Annotated in this window: 14 protein-coding genes and 3 tRNA genes; 3 read left to right on the plus strand and 14 right to left on the minus strand. The window is 67.4% G+C overall.

The features are described 5' to 3' along the window. Positions 1-12: 12 nt before the first annotated feature. From FOC67_RS16490 to FOC67_RS16520, 7 genes are all read right to left on the minus strand, one after another. On the minus strand, positions 13-1,977 hold the full coding sequence (locus tag FOC67_RS16490) for a DUF1302 domain-containing protein (protein ID WP_003110074.1): 1,965 nt from the start codon (positions 1,975-1,977) through the stop codon (positions 13-15). Positions 1,978-2,423: 446 nt separating this feature from the next. Then, on the minus strand, positions 2,424-5,081 hold the full coding sequence (gene pepN, locus FOC67_RS16495) for an aminopeptidase N (protein ID WP_009313787.1): 2,658 nt from the start codon (positions 5,079-5,081) through the stop codon (positions 2,424-2,426). Positions 5,082-5,099: 18 nt separating this feature from the next. Beyond that, positions 5,100-5,933, minus strand: coding sequence for a DUF2797 domain-containing protein (locus FOC67_RS16500; RefSeq protein ID WP_003091329.1), 834 nt, complete (start codon positions 5,931-5,933; stop codon positions 5,100-5,102). Beyond that, complete coding sequence (locus FOC67_RS16505) at positions 5,933-6,196, minus strand: YeaC family protein (protein WP_003104989.1); 264 nt, start codon at positions 6,194-6,196, stop codon at positions 5,933-5,935. The genes FOC67_RS16500 and FOC67_RS16505 overlap by 1 nt, the downstream gene beginning before the upstream one ends. An 83-nt stretch (positions 6,197-6,279) precedes the next feature. Further along, positions 6,280-7,140: a rhomboid family intramembrane serine protease gene (locus tag FOC67_RS16510; RefSeq protein ID WP_003104987.1), complete on the minus strand. Its 861-nt coding sequence runs from the start codon at positions 7,138-7,140 to the stop codon at positions 6,280-6,282. Further along, positions 7,137-8,117, minus strand: coding sequence for a metallophosphoesterase (locus FOC67_RS16515; RefSeq protein ID WP_003091336.1), 981 nt, complete (start codon positions 8,115-8,117; stop codon positions 7,137-7,139). Before FOC67_RS16515 ends, FOC67_RS16510 begins: the two co-directional genes overlap by 4 nt. Then, positions 8,117-9,004: an NAD(+) kinase gene (locus tag FOC67_RS16520; RefSeq protein WP_003104985.1), complete on the minus strand. Its 888-nt coding sequence runs from the start codon at positions 9,002-9,004 to the stop codon at positions 8,117-8,119. Before FOC67_RS16520 ends, FOC67_RS16515 begins: the two co-directional genes overlap by 1 nt. Positions 9,005-9,128: 124 nt before the next feature. On the opposite strand from FOC67_RS16520, the gene FOC67_RS16525 reads away from it, so the two are divergent. Continuing rightward, entirely contained in the window at positions 9,129-10,094 is a 966-nt protein-coding gene (locus FOC67_RS16525; RefSeq protein WP_003091344.1) for a DUF1853 family protein, read from the plus strand. On the opposite strand, the gene FOC67_RS16530 is transcribed toward FOC67_RS16525, so the two are convergent. The 3 genes from FOC67_RS16530 to FOC67_RS16540 all read right to left on the minus strand — a co-directional run bounded on the left by FOC67_RS16530 (position 10,095) and on the right by FOC67_RS16540 (position 14,847). Beyond that, the gene (locus tag FOC67_RS16530; protein WP_009313785.1) at positions 10,095-10,994 is read right to left on the minus strand and encodes a 1-aminocyclopropane-1-carboxylate deaminase/D-cysteine desulfhydrase; all 900 of its coding nucleotides are present in this window, start codon (positions 10,992-10,994) and stop codon (positions 10,095-10,097) included. 37 nt (positions 10,995-11,031) lie between these two features. Then, positions 11,032-12,471 carry a chromosome partitioning protein ParA gene (locus FOC67_RS16535; RefSeq protein WP_078450962.1) on the minus strand — a complete coding sequence of 480 codons (1,440 nt, stop codon included), beginning with the start codon at positions 12,469-12,471 and terminating at the stop codon, positions 11,032-11,034. 336 nt (positions 12,472-12,807) lie between these two features. After that, positions 12,808-14,847: an NADPH-dependent 2,4-dienoyl-CoA reductase gene (locus FOC67_RS16540; protein WP_003110070.1), complete on the minus strand. Its 2,040-nt coding sequence runs from the start codon at positions 14,845-14,847 to the stop codon at positions 12,808-12,810. A 214-nt stretch (positions 14,848-15,061) separates the two neighbouring features. Here FOC67_RS16540 and FOC67_RS16545 point away from each other — a divergent pair, with 214 nt between their 5' ends. Beyond that, the gene (locus tag FOC67_RS16545; protein ID WP_009313780.1) at positions 15,062-16,180 is read left to right on the plus strand and encodes a carbon-nitrogen hydrolase family protein; all 1,119 of its coding nucleotides are present in this window, start codon (positions 15,062-15,064) and stop codon (positions 16,178-16,180) included. Beyond that, positions 16,177-17,214 carry an AraC family transcriptional regulator gene (locus FOC67_RS16550; RefSeq protein ID WP_003130614.1) on the plus strand — a complete coding sequence of 346 codons (1,038 nt, stop codon included), beginning with the start codon at positions 16,177-16,179 and terminating at the stop codon, positions 17,212-17,214. The genes FOC67_RS16545 and FOC67_RS16550 overlap by 4 nt, the downstream gene beginning before the upstream one ends. Positions 17,215-17,501: 287 nt before the next feature. On the opposite strand, the gene FOC67_RS16555 is transcribed toward FOC67_RS16550, so the two are convergent. The 4 genes from FOC67_RS16555 to xcpZ form a co-directional block, all read right to left on the minus strand. After that, positions 17,502-17,578 (minus strand) — tRNA-Asp (locus FOC67_RS16555). 114 nt (positions 17,579-17,692) lie between these two features. After that, positions 17,693-17,769, minus strand: a tRNA-Asp gene (locus FOC67_RS16560). Positions 17,770-17,785: 16 nt separating this feature from the next. Then, positions 17,786-17,861: transfer RNA gene (locus FOC67_RS16565), tRNA-Val, on the minus strand. Positions 17,862-17,999: 138 nt separating this feature from the next. Then, the gene (xcpZ, locus tag FOC67_RS16570; protein ID WP_003091369.1) at positions 18,000-18,524 is read right to left on the minus strand and encodes a GspM family type II secretion system protein XcpZ; all 525 of its coding nucleotides are present in this window, start codon (positions 18,522-18,524) and stop codon (positions 18,000-18,002) included.

Consider the following 18,524-nt stretch of genomic DNA (forward strand, 5'->3'; position numbering starts at 1 on the left):
TTATCGGTTCGGTCAGAAGGAGTACTTGACGGTCAGGCCGATGTTGTCGCGGTCGCGGATGTTGTTGTTCTGTCCGCCGCCGTAGAACTCGGTGTACTGCAGTTCGCCTTCCAGGCTGTTCAGGTAGGTGGCCTTGACCCCCAGGGTGTAGGCCTTGCGACCTTCGATGAAGTTGCCGGTCTGGTAGGAGTTGCCTTCGAAGTCGTCCTTGTAGACCACGTAGGGCGACACGTTGACCCCGGCGAACACGTCGTTCCAGGTGCCGCTGAGCAGCAGGGTGTAGCCGTAGGCGTTGCGGTTCACCTGGTCGCCACGGTCGCCGCCGGAAACGTACGAGCTGTTGCCGCGCCCGGCGTAGTAGCGGGTGCTGCCGTCATAGGCGGTGTACTTCAGGCTGCTGCCGCGCAGGTGTTCCGAGGCCAGCTCGGCGACGCCGGTCAACGAGTCGAAGCTCAGTGACGGGCCGAAGTTGTAGATGGTCCCGAGGGAGGTGTTGAACGCCTCGACCCGCTCGTAGTTGTGGATCTGCCCGCCGAGGCCGACCATCTGCCCGCCGACGTTGATCTGCCCGCCGTTGGCGGCTTCCGCCGCACCGTGGGCGAGGTCGCCGATCAGGTCGTTGGTGGCGGCGATGCCGATCGGCAGGTTCGGCCGGTAGGCCAGCTCGCCGAACACCGAGGCGTCGCCCACCGTGGTGTTGAAGCTGAAGCCGTACATGCGGATGTCTTCGGCGAACTCGCGCCGGGCATTGATGTTGCCCATCACGTCGGCGGTCACCAGGCCGTTGGCCAGGGCTTCGGCGAGGTTACCGGCGATCGGCCGCAGGGTGTTGGCCAGCGCCGCCAGGTCGGCCCCGGCATAGTCGCCGATGTCGGCGTACAGGGTCGGCTCCTTGGAGTGGTAGTTGACGAAGTAGAAGCCGAACTCGGTGCTGTTCAGTTCCTCGGCGATGTAGCGGAAGGCCACGCCGAACTGGCCGTCGTTGCGCGCGTTGATGTCCTTGCCGATGGACGACACCTTCATTACGTTGCCGTAGGCCGGGGTCACGCCGTTGGCATAGAGGCCGGTGTTCTTCAGCGCGCCGCTGAGCAGCGGATTGTTGCCCAGCGCCTGGTACAGGCCGATGACGTTGCCGAAGCCGGGCACCGGGGTGTCCAGCGCGGTGCCGGTGAAGTCGCTGTAGCCGGTGTTGCCGCCGTCGGCGAACAGGTCGGTCTCGGAGAAGAAGGTACCGACCGGGTCGAGGCGGGTTTCCTTCCAGTTCCACTGGTAGAAGGTTTCCATCGACAGGTTGTCGGTCAGGCCGATGTTGAAGCTCAGCGCTTCCACCGGCATCAGCACTTCCTTGAGCTCGGAACCGGGCAGGCGGTACTTGGCGGCGTCCACCGGGTTGGTGGTGTTGACCCCGCCACGGTAGAAGATGCCCTCGCCCCAGTTGAACACCTGGCGGCCGAAGCGCGCGCTCAGCGGCATGTTGCCGATGTCCCAGCTGCCGTAGACGTAGGCGTCGAGGATTTCCGCCTTGTGCCCGGCGATGTCGCGGGTCTGGCTGGTGAAACGGTCGTCGTGGGGATAGCTCTGGCTCGGCTGCGATGGATCGTTGTGGCTGTAGTAGTCGTTGCGCTTGTCCATGATCTGGGTGTCATAGAACGCCGTGCCGCGAATGAACACGCCATAGTTGCGCCAGGTCGCCTCCAGGTCCGAGGTGATCTTGTAGACCTCGGAAACCAGGCCGGTATCGAAGTTGCGGTTGCCGTCGTTGGTGTTGATGTCGTTGTTGCTCTTGTCCTGCCCCTGCACCCGCCACAGGGTGCCGTAGGACAGGGTGGTATCGAGCGAACCGGACACCTCGTTGTCGAGGAAGCTGAATTCGACGGCCTGGGCCTGGCCGCCCAGCAGCGGCAGCAGCCCGGCGAAGGCGAAGCCGGCCCGGGCCGGCGCGGAGCGCAGCCGGGGCTGGCGGTTGGGGATGTACATCGGGAACTCACTCCATGTGGTCATGCGTTGGGCGCCGCCACTGCGGGCGGTTCGCCGTTCGGCCGTTTCTCTGCGGCCTTGTTATGGGTGGTCGCGGCGTCACCGGCCTCGCGTCGACGAAAGGGAACCGCGCGACGAGGCAGTGCAACCGGGATGCCAACTCAACGGAATCCTCCAGGGAATTCAATGGATTGCGACAAAAACAGGACTTCCTGCCAGATGACTGTTCATTCACCGACCAGAAAACAGGAAGTGTCCGACAAAACGCGCCAGGCGAATGTCGCCGGTGGCGCGAAAAGTCCCTTCGCAGAGCCTGCGCAGGGAGGTTCGCGAAACACGATTAAGCGGGCTCCATCAATGGAAAACAGTGAAGCGATTCCCAGAAGTAACAAAGGGCGTTACCAGCCAGTGGCCAGTAACACCCTCTTCCGGGAGAAGCTGGCGGATCAGGCCAGGCTCTTGCTCACCACTTCGTAGACGTCGCTGGACAGCTCGCCGGAGGCCAGGATGCGTTCCAGCTCGCCGCGCATCAGCGCCTGCCGCGCCTCGTCGTACTTGCGCCAGCGGGTCAGCGGCACCAGCAGGCGCGAGGCGATCTGCGGGTTGAGTGCGTTGAGCACGATCACCTGGTCGGCGAGGAAGCGATAGCCGGCGCCGTCAGGACGATGGAAGTTGACCAGGTTCTGGTTGGCGAACGCGCCGATCAGCGCGCGCACCTTGTTCGGGTTCTTCAGGGTGAAGGCCGGGTGCTGCATCAGCGCCTGGACCCGCTCCAGCCCGCCCGGCAGCGGCGAGCCGGCCTGCACGCTGAACCACTGGTCCATCACCAGCGGGTCGTCCTTGAAGTAGTCGGCGAACATGGCCAGGGCCTTGCCCTTCTCCGCCTCGAAGCCGGAGTTGACCAGCACCGCCAGGGCGGTCAGGCGCTCGGTCATGTTGTCGCAGCCTTCGTACTGCTCCAGGCAGGCGGCGAGGATTTCCTCCCGGCCCGACAGCGACAGGTAGGACAGCGCGATGTTCTGCAGGCTGCGCCGGGCGATGTGCGAGGCCTCGGCGAGGTAGGCGGTGTCGCGGGAAATCTTGCGGTTGGCCTGGTAACGCTGCCACAGCGGCTCGAACAGCGCTTCGCCGATACGCTGGCGGGCGAATTCGCGGGCGGCATGGATCGCGTCGACATCGGCGACTTCGCTGATCTCGGTGAGATAGGCCTCGCTGGGCAGCGAGAGCATCTCGGCGACCATCGCCTGGTCCAGCGCCTCGTCCGCCAGGAGGGTGCGGTAGGCCTCGATCAGGCGCGGGTCGAGTACCAGTTGCGCGCCGCGCTGGTGCTGGCCGATCAGCTCCTGCAGGACCTGCACCGAAAGCTGTTGGCCGGCCTCCCAGCGGTTGAAGCCGTCGCTGTCGTGCTGCATGAGGAACAGCAACTGGTCGCGGCTGTAGGGGAAGCTCAGTTTCACCGGCGCGGAGAAGCCGCGCAGCAGCGATGGCAGCGGCTGCTCCGGCACCTCGACGAAGACGAAGCGCTGCTCGGCCTCGGTCACCGCCAGCACGCGGTTGCCGCCCTGGGCCGCGGCCTCGCCTTCCAGGCGCAGCGGGAGTTCGTGGCCCTGGCCGTCGAGCAGGCCCAGCTCCAGCGGGATGACGAAGGGTTCCTTGCTCGGCTGGCCGGGAGTCGGCGGGCAGCTCTGGCGCACCGTCAGGGTGTAGCGGCGGGCGGCGGCCTCGTACTCGCCTTCCACCGCCAGGCGCGGAGTGCCGGACTGGCTGTACCAGCGCTTGAACTGGGTCAGGTCGACGCCATTGGCGTCTTCCATGGCCTTGACGAAATCGTCGCAGGTCACCGCCTGGCCGTCGTGGCGCTGGAAGTACAGGTCCGAGCCCTTGCGGAAGCCTTCGGCGCCGAGCAGGGTGTGGATCATCCGCACCACTTCCGAGCCCTTCTCGTAGACGGTCAGGGTGTAGAAGTTGGAAATCTCGATGAACGAGTCGGGGCGCACCGGATGCGCCATCGGCCCGGCGTCCTCGGCGAACTGGTTGGTGCGCAGGAAGGCGACGTCCTCGACGCGCTTGACCGTGCGCGAGTTCATGTCGGCGGAGAATTCCGAGTCGCGGAATACGGTGAAGCCTTCCTTGAGCGACAGCTGGAACCAGTCGCGGCAGGTCACCCGGTTGCCCGACCAGTTGTGGAAATACTCATGCGCCACCACGCCCTCGACCCGCTGGTGGGCGGCGTCGGTGGCGGTTTCGGCGCGGGCCAGGACGCAACTGGAGTTGAAGATGTTGAGGCCCTTGTTCTCCATCGCGCCCATGTTGAAGTCGTTGACCGCGACGATCATGAAGATGTCCAGGTCGTATTCGCGGCCGTAGACCTCCTCGTCCCAGCGCATCGACTTCTTCAGGCTGTCCATGGCGTGCTGGACCTTGTCGATGTTCTCCGGCTCGACGTAGATGCGCAGCGCCACGTCGCGCTGGCTCATGGTGCGGAAGCTGTCCTCGACGCACCAGAGGTCGCCGGCGACCAGGGCGAACAGGTAGGCCGGCTTCTTGAACGGGTCTTCCCAGGTCGCCCAGTGCCGGCCGTTGCCTTCGGAACCGCTGGCCACCGGGTTGCCGTTGGAGAGCAGCACCGGGTAGCGCTGCTGTTCGGCGCTGACGGTGGTGGTGAAGCGACTCATCACGTCGGGACGGTCGAGGTAATAGGTGATCTTGCGGAAACCCTCGGCCTCGCACTGGGTGCAGAACATCTTGCCGGACTTGTACAGGCCTTCCAGCGCGGTGTTGCTCTCCGGATGGATACGCACCGTGCTCCTGAGGACGAACTCGGCTTGCCGCGGTTGCACCCCGAGCTGCTCGTCGTCCAGTTGGTAGTCGTCCGCGCCGAGCGCCTGGCCGTCCAGTTCGAGCGCCAGCAGCTCCAGTTGCTGACCATGCAGCAACAGCGGCGGCAGGCCGGCGCCGCGCTCGGGGTTGCGCCGCAGCTTCAACTCGGCGTGCACCAGGCTGTGGTCTTCGAACAGTTCGAACTTCAGGTGGGTCTCGTCGATCAGGTAGTCCGGCGCCTGATAGTCCTTGAGGTGGATGACTTTCGGTTGCTCGGTGCGCATGGCTTGTGGCCCTTCTGCTCAGTGATGCACGGCGATCTGGTAGGCCGTGTATTTGCGAATGTTGATCACCCCGGTGTCGAGGATCAGGTACTGGCCCTTGATACCGCGAAGCGTGCCTTCGACGATAGGCGTTTTTTCCAGGTCGAGGCTGGCGACCTTGCTCGGGTAGGCCTCGACCGGGTAGGCGATCTCGAGCGGATCGAGATCGATAACCGGTTGGATCGCCTGCAGGCCGAAACGTTGCTGCAATTCGCGCAGGCCGTCGGCGCACTGGTCGAACAACTGCTCGCGGACTGCCGCCAGATCGACCGGCTCGGCCTCGCCCTTGAGCATGGCTCGCCAGTTGGTGCGGTCGGCGACCTGGCTGCGCAGCAGGTCTTCCACCAGGCCGGACTGCTGGCGGGTGGCCACGCGCAGGATCGGCAGCGCCTGGCGCGCGCCCTGGTCGATCCAGCGGGTGGGAATCTGGCTGGCGCGGGTGATGCCGACCTTCACCCCGGAGGAGTTGGCCAGGTACACCACGTGGTCGGTCATGCAGAACCGCTCGCCCCACTCCGGTTCGCGGCAGGTGCCCTGCTCGTAGTGGCACTTCTCCGGGCTGACGATGCAACTGTCGCACTGCGCCAGCCGGGTGAAGCAGGGATAGCAATAGCCCTGGCTGAAACTCTTCTTCGTCTTGCGGCCGCAATGGGTGCAGAAGATGCTGCCGAGGTACTCCAGGCGCAGCGGCCGGCCGATCAGCGGGTTCACCGCGACTTCGCGGTCGTCGAGGCGGAAGGCGTATTGCACGGGGGCATTGCTTTCCAGGCGCGCCGTCATCTTGCTCAGCGCGCCGCGGGCGATTTCTTCCATCAGTGCACGGAGTCCGACTTGAACAGGATGTTCGGGATCGGCTCGTCGGAATGCGAGGAGCAGTGCTGCGGGCCCATGTAGCCGGTGCGCTCCTCCTCGGGGAGGTTCTGCAGCTCCCAGGCGATCACCGCCTGCAGGCAGAGTTCCTTCTGCTCCTGGGTCAGCTTGCGGCCGTCCGGCCACTTACCGATCTCGATGGCCAGCTTGAGGTTCTGGTAGATCTCTGGAGTGATGTTCTCGATCGCTTGGTTGAAGGACGACATGGCCGGCTCCGGTGAAAAGGCGTACCGGCCATTCTACCGGGCCGGGGCCGGCGGCGCACATCGAAGCTGCCGCAGCCCCTCGCTCAACGGCGACGCCGCGCCAGCAGGCCGCCCAGCAAACCGCTGAGGCAACCGACCAGCAGCCCGCCAACGTGCGCGCCGTTGGCGATGGAGCCGAAGCCGAGCAGGTCGATCACCCCGGACAGGCACACCAGCAGCCAGATCAGCATCATCGCCACGACGCCCCTGGGCAGGCGATAGGCCTGGTTCGGCGCCAGGTACTGGAAGATCCAGCAGTGCCCGAGCAGGCCATAGAGCACCCCGGACAACCCGCCGAACAGGCTGGCGCCGCTCACCGCGTACTGCACCACGTTGGACACCAGGCCGAACAGCAGGGTCAGGCCGAGCAGCATCGGACGGCCCTGGCGGAATTCGATGCGCCGGCCCAGCTCCCAGAACCACATGGCGTTCATCGCCAGGTGCAGCCAGCCGAAGTGGATCAGCATCGGCGTGAACAGCCGCCACCATTGACCCGCCGCCAGGCTCTCGGCCAACGGCGTGAACAGCGCGTACTGGCCCTGGATACGGAAGTCCTGGAAGGTCAGCCAGCGCATCGTCGCGAAGTTGTCGCCAAGGTAGGTGACGGCGGCGACGACGAAGGTCAGCAGCAACACCGCGGCGGTCATCGGGCTCATCCGCAGTTGCCGGACGAAACCCTGCCCCGCCGGTCGCGGCGCGGCCTCCAGGGTCGCCTGCGGATCGCCTTCGGGATAACGCCGGTACAACTCGCGGACCTGCTCGGCGAGCCGCTCGTCGGGCACCCAGAGGACCTGCTGGCCGGATTCCTCGCTGACCCGGTGCGGCACGTTCAGACGCCGCAGCAGGCCGACGAAGCCGGCCAGGTCGACCGACAGGGGAAACTTCAGGACCTGCACCGCGCTCACTCGTCAGCCTCCGGCCGCTTCACTTCGACCCAGACGAACTTGTGCCGGTCCAGGCGGGTTTCCTCATCCAGGCGGTAGGCCGCCAGCTTGCCGTACATCACCGCGCTGTAGTCCAGGCAGGCCAGGTTCGGCCGGATCGGCGCCGGCGTGCCGCGTCGCCAGTAGTGGCCGACGAACAACAGCGGTTCGTCGGCGCCGTAGGTCAGCAGGCTGGACTTCTGCTCCTCGCTGAGCGGCTCGCGGGCGATCGCTTCGGGCAACGCGTCGGGCTGGAAGACGATATCGCCGTAGGTGCGCGGCGCCTCGTCCTCGACCCAGAACTTGGTGCGGAAGAAGGCGCGCGTATAGCCATCGCTGCTGGTCAGGGTGGCACCGTGCGGCAGGCGCATGTCGGTGCCGCGCAGCAGGCGGTTGCAGGCCAGGTCGGCGAAGCTGCCGGGCTCCGCCGACTCCTGCAGGAAGGCTTCGCTGATCCGCCCGTCGGGGAACTGCCGGCGCAGGGTCGCGATCAGCTCGCCATCCCAGCAGGCATGGACCATGCGGAAGCGCCCGGCATCGAGGAACAGCGGCAGTTGCTGGAACCAGCCGAGGAAGTCGCGCCAGTCGGCATCGTGGCCCTCGAACTGCTCGAGGGTCTCCTTGATCAGCCGGGCATGCCGCGGCGTATGCTCGCGGACGTACTGGCGGCCGCTGCCGGGCGCCGCCGGGGTGCTCCAGCCGAGCGCGTTGAATTCGTGGTTGCCCATGATGCACAGCGCCTCGCCGGCGTCGACCATCGCGTGCACCCGGTGCAGGGCCTCGCGGATGCGCGGGCCGCGGTCGACGATGTCGCCGAGGAACAGCGCCTGGCGCCGCGGATGGCGCCAGACGCCGCCCTGCAGGCGGTAGCCGAGCAGGTCGAGGAGGCGGTCCAGGGTATGCGCGCAGCCGTGGACATCGCCGATCAGGTCGTAGCCACGTCCGGGGTCGAGTTGCATCAGTCGCCTCCGCCCAGGCGGCTGCCCCAGCCGAGCTTGGTCCGGCAGATCTCGTAGTAGTTGTGGTCGATGGGGTGGATCAGGCGCAGCTTCTGCGGCTTCTTGCTGATCGTCACGGTATCGCCGGGGGCGCAGGTGAAATGGTTCTGCCCGTCGCAGGAGACCTGCGGGTAGATCTGCATGTTCGGCGACACGACGATCTTCAGCTCGCTGTTGCCGTCCACCACGATCGGGCGGCTGGAAAGCATGTGCGGGTACATCGGCACGATGACGATGGCATCCAGCTTCGGATGCATGATCGGACCGCCGGCGGACAGCGCGTAGGCGGTGGAACCGGTGGGCGTGGCGACGATCAGGCCGTCGGCCTTCTGGCTGCAGACGAACTGGCCGTCGATATACAGCTCGAACTCGATCATCCGGGTCGACTTGCCCGGGTGCAGGACCACGTCGTTGAGCGCATCGCCCTGCCCCATCGAGTCGATACCGCGACGCACCTGGGCATCGAGGAGGAAGCGGCTCTCGACGATGTACTGGCCGTCCAGCACCTCGCCGACCTTGACCTCCAGTTCGTCCGGGCGGATGTCGGTGAGGAAGCCCAGGCTGCCGCGGTTGATCCCCAGCACCGGCACCTTGTGCCGGGCCAGCGCGCGGGCCGCGCCGAGCATGCTGCCATCGCCGCCGACCACCACCACCAGGTCGCAGATCTCGCCCATGATCTTCCGCGAGCAGGTCTGCAGGCCGTGTCCGGGCAGGACTTCGGCGATGGTGTCCTCGAGGATCACATGCAGGTGGCGATCGATCAGGAATTTCTTCAGCCGGCGGATGGTGTCCAGCACCTGGGTGCTGCCGAGGCGGCCGATGATGCCGATATTGCGAAAGGGTTCCATGCGGTTCCTGCGAAAAGCTGGCGGGCGGGATAGAGCGGATTATGGGCGAAAGCCGCGGACAGCGGCAAACCCGCGCATGTACGGGAAATCGCCGCGAGTGGCGCAACCCGGCTAACCTCTGGGTATGACGCTGCTGACCGAATTGCTCGACGAATTGCGCCACCCGGCCGTCCGCGACCTGGCCTGGACCCTGCTCGCCCCGCCGTTGCTGCGCCGGACCCCGGAGCCGCAGCGCCATCCGCTCGCCGCCAGCCGCTGGCGCCAGGAGCCGGAGCGCCTGGCCGCCTGGTTGCGCGAACAGGAGCGACAGCCGCAGCACCTCGCCGCCTGGCTCGCGCAGTGGCCACGGCAGCGTCTCGGCCTGTACTACGAACATCTCTGGCAATTCGCCCTGGAACAAGCCCCGGACGTGCGCCTGATCGCCGCCAACCTGCCGGTGCGCGACGGCGGGCATACCCTTGGCGAACTCGACCTGCTGCTGCGGGACGACGACGGCATCCACCATCTGGAACTGGCGATCAAACTCTACCTGGGGCCCCAGTCCGGCCCCGGCGACTGGCTCGGGCCCGGCGGCCAGGACCGCCTGTCACGCAAGCTGGAACACCTCTGCCGACACCAGTTGCCGCTGGCGGCGACCCGCGAGGGTCGCCAGGTGCTGGCCGCCCATGGCGCCGAATCGGCCGTTTCCGCATTGTGGCTGAGCGGCTACCTGTTCCATCCCTGGCCCGGGCCGGGCAGCCTGCCCGCCGACATCGAGCCACGGCATCTGCGTGGCCGCTGGCTCCGCCAGCGCGACTGGCCGGCGTACCTGGCCAGCCTGGCCGGACCGCAGGCCGGGCAGCATTGGCTGCATCTGTCGCGCGAGCACTGGCTGGCGCCGGCCATGCGGCGGCAGGACCCGCTCGACCCACCGCGCGACGGCGCCTGCTGGAACATCGCCTTCGCCGACGAGGCACGTCCGCAAATGCTGGTAAGGGTGGTGCCGCGCGACGGCTACTGGGTAGAGGCCGAGCGCCTGTTCCTGGCCAGCGACGACTGGCCCCCGGGGCTCAGCCTGTGGGGTAGCGCGCGCCAGGCCGCGGATGCCTGATCAGAGCAACGCCAGCAAACGCTCCTGCAATGCCCGGCGGCCCTGCAGGCCTCCGCTGTGCAGCGCCACCAGCCGGCTGCCGCGAGCCACCGCGCCGCTCTCCACGGCCTCGCGCAGGGCGAGCAGCAGCTTGCCGGTGTACAGCGGTTCGAGGGCGACGCCGCTGGCCGTCTCGAACTCGACGATGAACCGCGCCAATCGCCCATCGAGGCGGGCGAAACCACCACGGCTGGCGTCCAGCAGGCGATAGCCGGTATCGGCCCAGCCCGCCTCGGCAAGGGTCGCCGCGACCTGGGCGGCGACGCCGTGGTCCTCCGGCACCGCCAGCGCGCCCACCACGGGATGCCGCCCGGCCTCGCCGAGCACCAGGCCGGCCAGTGTCGTACCGGTACCGGCGGCCACCCAGATCGCGTCGTAATCGTCCCAGCCGAGCGTCGGCAACTGGGTCGCTATGCGCTCCACCAGTCCGATGCAACCGCGCGCGCCCAGCAGCCCGCCACCGCCCTCGGCGACCGGCAGCAAACCTGGGTAACGTTCCCGCCAGGGAAGCCAGAAGCCGGCGGCATGCCGCTGGCGATAGCCACCGTAGCCGAGCCAGTGCAGTTCCATGCCGAGACTGCGCAGGTCGCGCACCGTCGGCGTATCGACTTCGTGTCCGCGCAACAGGCCGACGCAACGGAAATCGAAACGCGCGCCGGCGCCGGCCAGCGCGTGCAGGTGGTTGGAGTGGGCGCCGCCGAGGCTGATCAGGCCGTCCAGCCCCTGCTCGCGGGCCAGCGCCAGGTGTGGCGCGAGCTTGAACCCCTTGTTGCCGGAGATCAACGGATCGGCCTGGTCCAGGCGCAGCAGCGCCAGTTCGACCCCGGCCCGTTGCAGCCAGTCGAGTTCGAGACGCTGCAAGGGTGTATGCGGTGACCAGTGGGGAAACGGCAAGAAGTCAGCTCACGGTGCGCAGGCGCCCCGTGGTCTTGTGCCGGGCGCAGCAGTTGGTGTCGCCGGCGACGAAGCGCGCCGGGTTGTCGACCCGGTCGAGCGGCAGGTTGCAGCGTTCGCCGCCGGGCAGCAGCGCCTCGCAGCGCGGCTGCTGGAAGTGGTCCAGCCACTGGCGGTACTGGCTCTCGGAGACGAAGCACTTGGCCGCCGCGTAGGCCAGCGGATTGTCCTGGTAACGCGGGATGTCCTGCAAGGGGATGGTCAGGTGCCCGGCGCCGGGATGGTAGGCGACGAATACCACGCCCTGGCCGGATAGACGCTCCAGCAGTTGCTCCGGCCCCTGGGCGGCCAGACGGTCGCGCTCGGCGCGCAGCTCGGCCAGTTCCTGCTCCAGTTGCTGGTCCAGCTCGTTGCGGTAGGCCAGTTCGACGTCGCGGATCGAGACCTGCTCCTTGTAGCCGGCCACCGCCACCGCCACCCGAGCCTCCAGTTCGTCGGCGAACTCCGAGCGCAGCAGGTCGGTCTCGTTGCGCCCCTGGTTCTCGATGAAACGCAGTTGCCGGGTCAGTTCCTCGCGGTTGCGCTGGAACTGCTCGCCCTGCTCCAGCAGACGCTGCTGCAACTCGGCGTTCTCCCGCGCCTGCCGTTCCAGGGCCTGTTGCAGGCTGAGCACTTCGCTGCGCAGGATGTCCAGTTGCCCGCGGGCGTCCTGTTCGCGCCTGGCCAGTTCCTCTTCGTGCTGCCGGGCGAGCCCGGCCAGGCGCTGCTCCTGCTGCCGGGCCAGGGCGGCGAGCTGTTGTCGCTGCTGCTTGACCAGTTGCGCCAGGCGCGCCGTCTGCTCGTCCTCCTGCTTGCGCGGCGGCTCCGCGGGCGCTGCCTTCGGGGCGGCGGGACCGGCGGCGTACCATTGCTCTTCGGCGGCCATCTGCAGCCGCTGCGGCTCCACCGCGGCAGGCTCTTCGTCCACCAGCAGGCCCAGCTGATTGCGCCTGAGCGCGTCGCGGATGAGCACGAAATGGTTGCGTCCGGCGCTGCTCTCCGGGTCCCAGAGGTGCATCTGGTGCCAGGACACCGGACACTGGCTGCGACAGGCCAGGCGGATCGGCCCGCCGCCCATGTCGGGGCCGCGTCCGGCGCGTTCGGCGAGGTTGCGCAGAGGCAGGTTCCAGCCGGTGTCGGCGCCGCCCTGCTCGTCGAAATCGAGATAGAAGAACACCGCCGCCCGCGCCTGCAGGCGCGGATTGATCAACACATAGGCCAGGTGCATCTGCCGGTCGGCGTATTCCGGCATGCGCACCAGGCCATCGAGCAGCGCCTCGAATTCGGGATACAGCATTTCCTTGCAGACGCCGCTGTCGTTGAAGAACAGCACGGCCTCCGCCATCTGTGGCTTTTTCTGCATGCTCATCGCTAACCCTCGAACGCCTGGCGAGGCGGCCCGCATCCGGCAGTACCCATCTGGCATGTCACCTGAAAAACAGGCGCTATCTCGTTGTTCGGGCAAGTCTAGGGGAAAAAATGTCGCGGGCAATGTGACTGGGTTGGCAGACACCCGGGCGATGCCGGACGGCCCGCCGAGCGGTAGGGGAAATTGTGAAGCGGTCGGGTTTTGAGCGGACGGAGATCACCGTGGCAGAGCGCCACCGTTCACCAAACCGGTGCGCAGCGCCCCGCCGCGCCGACGAGCGCGGACAGGGACGATACGCAGAACCTGTGCGAGCTGGAGAAAAGCCGTTTTCAACGCAGTTTCTCCGCTACGCAACAGATCGCGGACAGGTTCTCAGAGTTCGGCAGCCAGGCGCGAACCCTGGTTGATGGCGCGCTTGGCATCCAGCTCGGCGGCGACATCGGCGCCGCCGATCAGGTGCACGCTCCGGCCGGCCGCCAGCAGGCCGTCCTGCAACTCGCGCAGTGGGTCCTGGCCGGCGCAGACGATCACGGTATCCACCGGCAGCACCTGCGGCTCGCCCTCGGCAACGCGGATATGTAGGCCGGCGTCGTCGATCCCGAGATACTCCACGGCATTCACCATCTGCACCTGCTTGTTCTTCAGGCCGGCGCGATGGATCCAGCCGGTGGTCTTGCCGAGGCCGTCGCCGACCTTGCTCTTCTTGCGTTGCAGGAGGAACACCTGGCGCGCTGCCGGATGCACCTCGGCCTTGACCCCGGCGATGCCGCCGCGGGCCTCCAGGCGGGTATCGATCCCCCACTCCTTCCAGAACGCTTCGCGCTCCAGGCTGGTGGACGGACCGGCATGGGTGATGAATTCGGAGACGTCGAAGCCGATGCCGCCGGCGCCGATCACCGCCACCTTGCCGCCCACCGGCTTGCGCTCGAGGATCGCGTCCAGGTAGCTGATCACCTTCGGATGCTCGATGCCGGGGATCGCCGGCGTGCGCGGGACGATGCCGGTGGCGAGGACGATCTCGTCGTAGCCGCCCGCGACCAGATCGTCCACGCCGACCCGGCGGTTCAGGTGCAGCTCGACGCCGGTGCTCTCCAGCTTGTTGCGGAAGTAGCGCAGGGTCTCGTGGAACTCTTCCTTGCCGGGAACCCGCTTGGCCACGTTGAACTGCCCGCCGATCTCGCCGGCGGCGTCGAACAGGCTGACCCGGTGCCCGCGCTCGGCGGCCACGGTGGCGGCGGCCAGGCCGGCCGGACCGGCGCCGACCACGGCGATCTTCTTCGGCCTGGCGGTGGGAATGTAGTTCAGCTCGGTTTCGTGGCAGGCGCGCGGGTTGACCAGGCAACTGGTCAGCTTGCCGCCGAAGGTGTGGTCGAGGCAGGCCTGGTTGCAGCCGATGCAGGTGTTGATCCGTTCAGCGTGGCCGGCGGCGGCCTTGTTGACGAAGTCCGGGTCGGCGAGGAACGGCCGGGCCATGGAGACCATGTCGGCATCGCCCTCGGCCAGGACCTTCTCCGCCACCTCGGGAGTGTTGATGCGGTTGGTGGTGATCAGCGGGATGCCGACCTCGCCACGCAGCTTGGCGGTGACCTTGGTGAAGGCCGCGCGCGGCACCTTGGTGGCGATGGTCGGGATGCGCGCCTCGTGCCAGCCGATACCGGTGTTGATCAGGGTCGCGCCGGCCTTCTCGACGGCCTTGGCCAGCAGCACGATCTCGTCCCAGCTGCTGCCGCCCTCGACCAGGTCGAGCATCGACAGGCGATAGATGATGATGAAGTTCGGCCCCACCGCCTCGCGCACCCGGCGGACGATCTCCACCGGCAGGCGCATGCGGTTCTCGTAGCTGCCGCCCCAGCGGTCGGTGCGCTGGTTGGTGTGCTGCACGAGGAACTGGTTGATGAAGTAGCCTTCCGACCCCATGATCTCGACGCCGTCGTAGCCGGCGACCTGGGCCAGGCTGGCGCAGTTGACGAAGTCGGCGATCTGCTTCTCGATGCCTTCCTCGTCGAGTTCCTTGGGCTTGAACGGATTGATCGGCGCCTGGATCGCGCTCGGCGCCACCTGCTTCGGGCTGTAGGCGTAGCGGCCGGCATGCAGGATCTGCATGCAGATCTTGCCGCCCGCCTCATGCACCGCCTGGGTCACGATCCTGTGCTTCTCCGCCTCTTCCGGCGTGCTCAGCTTGGCCGCGCCGGAATACACGCCGCCCTCTTCGTTCGGGCCGATGCCGCCGGTGACCATCAGGCCGACGCCGCCACGGGCGCGTTCGGCGAAATACGCCGCCATGCGCTCGAAGCCCTGCGGCTTCTCTTCCAGACCGGTGTGCATGGACCCCATCAGGGTGCGGTTGCGCAGGGTGGTGAAGCCGAGGTCCAGCGGGGCGAGCAGGTGCGGATAGGGAACGGCGGCGGTCATCGGGGGTCTCCACATCGGGCGAAACGCGTTCACGGATATGCCGCGGCCTCGGGCGCAATGCGCGGGACGGGCAGCGGTCGGTATGGCGACGACTCTAAGGAGCGCCACCGGAGCGCTCAATGATCCTAAATGACAAGTTACTGATCGGAATGCACAGGGATGCTTGGCAAGCCGACGCCACTCCCCTACCCTGTGGGCTGCCTTGGAGACCCGCATGCGCAAGCTGATCTTCCTGATTCTGATCACCCTCTTCGCCGCCTACGCCGGCTGGGCCGAACGCCGCCCGGTAGGCCACTACCTGTCCGACCTGCGCAGCCAGGTCAGCGTGGTCCAGGGCCAGCCCGGCGAGCGCGGCAACCTGCTGGCGGTCCAGCCGGAACTGTTCACGCCGGACTACCAGAGCGCCGAACGGTTGCAGCTGAAATTCCACGCCTACCTGGAAAATGCCCGCCGCCAGGGCCTGCTCAACGAGCGCACGGTGGTGGTGTTCCCCGAGCATGTCGGCACCTGGCTGGTGGCCAGCGGCGAGAAGCCCGAGGTCTATGCCGCCGCCGACTGGCCCACGGCGATGGACTGGATGGCCGCGAGCAACCCGCTGAAGGTGGCGCGCGGCTGGATCACCGCGCGCGGCGATCAGCGTCTCACCGACACCCTGTTCCGGATGAAGGCGGTGGACATGGCCCACGACTACCAGACCCTGTTCGGCGGGCTCGCCCATGATTTCAAGGTGACGGTGGTCGCCGGCTCCATCGTCCTGCCCGACCCCGAGGTCGAGGACGGCGAGCTGCGTCCCGGCACCGGCCAGCTGTACAACGTCAGCCTGACCTTCGGTCCCGACGGCCGGCCGCTCGGACAGCCGCAACGCAAGGTGTTCCCGACCCGTCACGAACTGAGCTACCTCAACAATGGTCGCGGCGAGCGCCTGCAGGTGCTGGATACGCCGGCAGGACGCCTGGGCGTGCTGATCGGCACCGACAGCTGGTACCCGGACACCTACGCCACCCTGGTCGAACAGCGCGTCGAACTGTTGGCGATCCCCGCCGCCCTGAACCAGAGCGGTCGCTGGCAGCAACCCTGGCCCGGCTTCGATGCCGAGCTGGTTCCCGGCGACGTGCGCCTGGCGCCGAACAGCCTGAGCAACGCCGAGGCCTGGCAGCGCCTGGCGGTCGGCGAGCGCCTGCTGGCCAGCGGTGCACGCGGCGCCGCCGTGGCCTTCGCCCATAGCCGCCTGTGGAACGTCACCGAAGACGGCCAGAGCCTGCTCGGCTCGCCGCAGGGCATGCGCCAGGCCAATCCCGGCGGCGGTGCGCAACTGGTCAATCTCTGGCTATGAGCGCGCCCCGGGTTCGCCTCGGCGACCTCTCGGTCGGCTTCGTCCAGGCGCTGGCCGACGCCCTGCTCGCCGCCGGCGTCGAGCCCGCGCCACTGCTCGAGCAGTACGGCCTCGACCAGCGGCGCCTGGCCGAACCCGGGGCGCGCCTGTCGATCCCTCGCTACATGCGCCTCGGCCATGCCGCCATACAGCTCAGCGGCGACCCCGCCCTCGGCCTGCAGATGGGCCGCCTGAGCCGTCTCGGACAGATGGGCCTGGCCGGCGTCAGCGTCGCCCAGGCGCCCAACCTGCGCGCCGCCGCGCGGGCAATGATCCACCTGGAACCGCTTTACGCGCAGAACTACCGGGGCCAGTCGAGCCTGGTGGAAGACGCCGGCGGCGCCTGGCTGCGCTTCTATTCGATCAGCCCTTACAACGCCTACAACCGCTTCGTCGTCGATTCGGTGCTGGCAGGCTGGATCAGCCATCTCGGCGCCCTGGCAAGGCAGCCGTTGAAAGCGGAGCGGGTGGAGATCGAATATCCAGCGCCGCCTTGGGCCGAGCGCTACGAGGCATTCTTCGGCTGCCCGGTGGAATTCGGCGCGCCGACCAACCAGTTGCGCCTGAGCCAGGCCAGCCTGGCCCTGGCGAATGCCGAGCACTGTCCGAGCACCTGGAACCAGATGCTGGAACTCTGCAACCGCGAACTGGAGCAGTTGACCCGCACCCGCAGTTGGCGCGAGCGCGTCAGCCGCCTGCTGGGGCCGATGCTCAATGGCCGCGAGCCGGACCTCGAGGAAGTCGCCGCGCGCCTCAAGTTGCCGACCTGGACCCTGCGGCGCAAGCTGGCCGAGGAAGGCACCCAGTTCCGCAGCATCCTCAACGACACCCGCCGCGACCTGGCGATGGTCTACATCCGCGAGACCGACCTGGCTTTCGGCGAAATCGCCTACCTGCTCGGCTTCGCCTCGGCGGAAGCCTTCCAGCGCGCCTTCAAGCGCTGGAGCGGGCAGACGCCCGGCGAATTCCGCCGCGCCCAGCGACAGAGCGCCTGATCACATCTCGGTGGCGTCGTCCGCCGGCTCCGGCAGGTCGCATTCGGCGGCATGCTGCTCCAGCAGTTCTTCCTGGTAGTCGTCCATCGCGGATCACCTTTCGTTCGTCTGTGTCTTTCAGCTGTAGACGAGGAAGATGACAGCGGGATTACCGCGCGCGGACCGACGGAGCAGGAAATCCGGCAAACAAGGAGAAAACGGAAGACGCAGGGGACGACGGAAACGAAAAAAGCGGCCATTGGCCGCTTTCTTCGTGGCTCACCCCGCCTCGGCGTGGTGAAGATGTATGGCGCAGCGGACGGGACTCGAACCCGCGACCCCCGGCGTGACAGGCCGGTATTCTAACCGACTGAACTACCGCTGCGCGTCGGCTGGGCAAGATGCCCGGTAAAGCGACTTCCTCTCGTTGCAGCCTGGCTGCCCGCCTTCTGGCGGAAGACGGCGAGTTCGGGGTGGTGAACTCGGGAGGGGAAGTGAATGGCGCAGCGGACGGGACTCGAACCCGCGACCCCCGGCGTGACAGGCCGGTATTCTAACCGACTGAACTACCGCTGCGCGTAACTTGCGAGATTGGTGGGTGATGACGGGATCGAACCGCCGACCCTCTGCTTGTAAGGCAGATGCTCTCCCAGCTGAGCTAATCACCCTTCACTCTCGAAGTGGGGCGCATTCTACCGACCGAAAAACCTAAGTCAATGCCCTGATTGAATTTTTTTTGAAATTTCGGCGATCGCCTGTCGCCAAGGTCGGCGCCGGGGCCCATGCCGGCCCCAGCCACGGGCCGCTCACTCGACCCGCAGGCTCAGGCGCGCCGAGACCCGGCCGTCGACCTGGCGGTCCAGGCCGGCCTCCGCCACCTGCACGCCCTGCCCGTTCAACTGCTCCAGCCAGGGCAGCAGCTTGGCAAATGGCGCCGGCTGCAGGGCCACCTGCACGGCGCCCTCGCCTTCGTTGTCGAGGCGCTCGACACTCAGTCCGGCCTGGGCCGCCGAAGCCGTGACCATGCCCTGCAGCGCCGCCGGGTCGATCTGCGCCTGTGGCGCCGCGGCATCGGCCTGGCGCACGTTGGGCGCCTGCTGCTGGATGTAGGCATGCAGCGCGCGCTGTTCGGTGAAGTACTGCCGCGCCGACTGCAGATGGCGCTCGGCCGGGCGCCACAGCGCCAGGTAGAGCACCACCAGCAGGAGGAACGCACCGAGCCAGAGCAGCGCCAGGCGGTCCCGCGCCGGCAGCCCGCGCCAGCGGATCGCCAGCTGCGAGGTTTCCGCCTGGGCCCTGAGGCGCTCGTGGAATTGCGTCATCACCTTCAT

The organism is Pseudomonas sp. FDAARGOS_761, from assembly GCF_013343155.1.
GTDB classification, from domain to species: Bacteria; Pseudomonadota; Gammaproteobacteria; order Pseudomonadales; family Pseudomonadaceae; genus Pseudomonas; species Pseudomonas aeruginosa.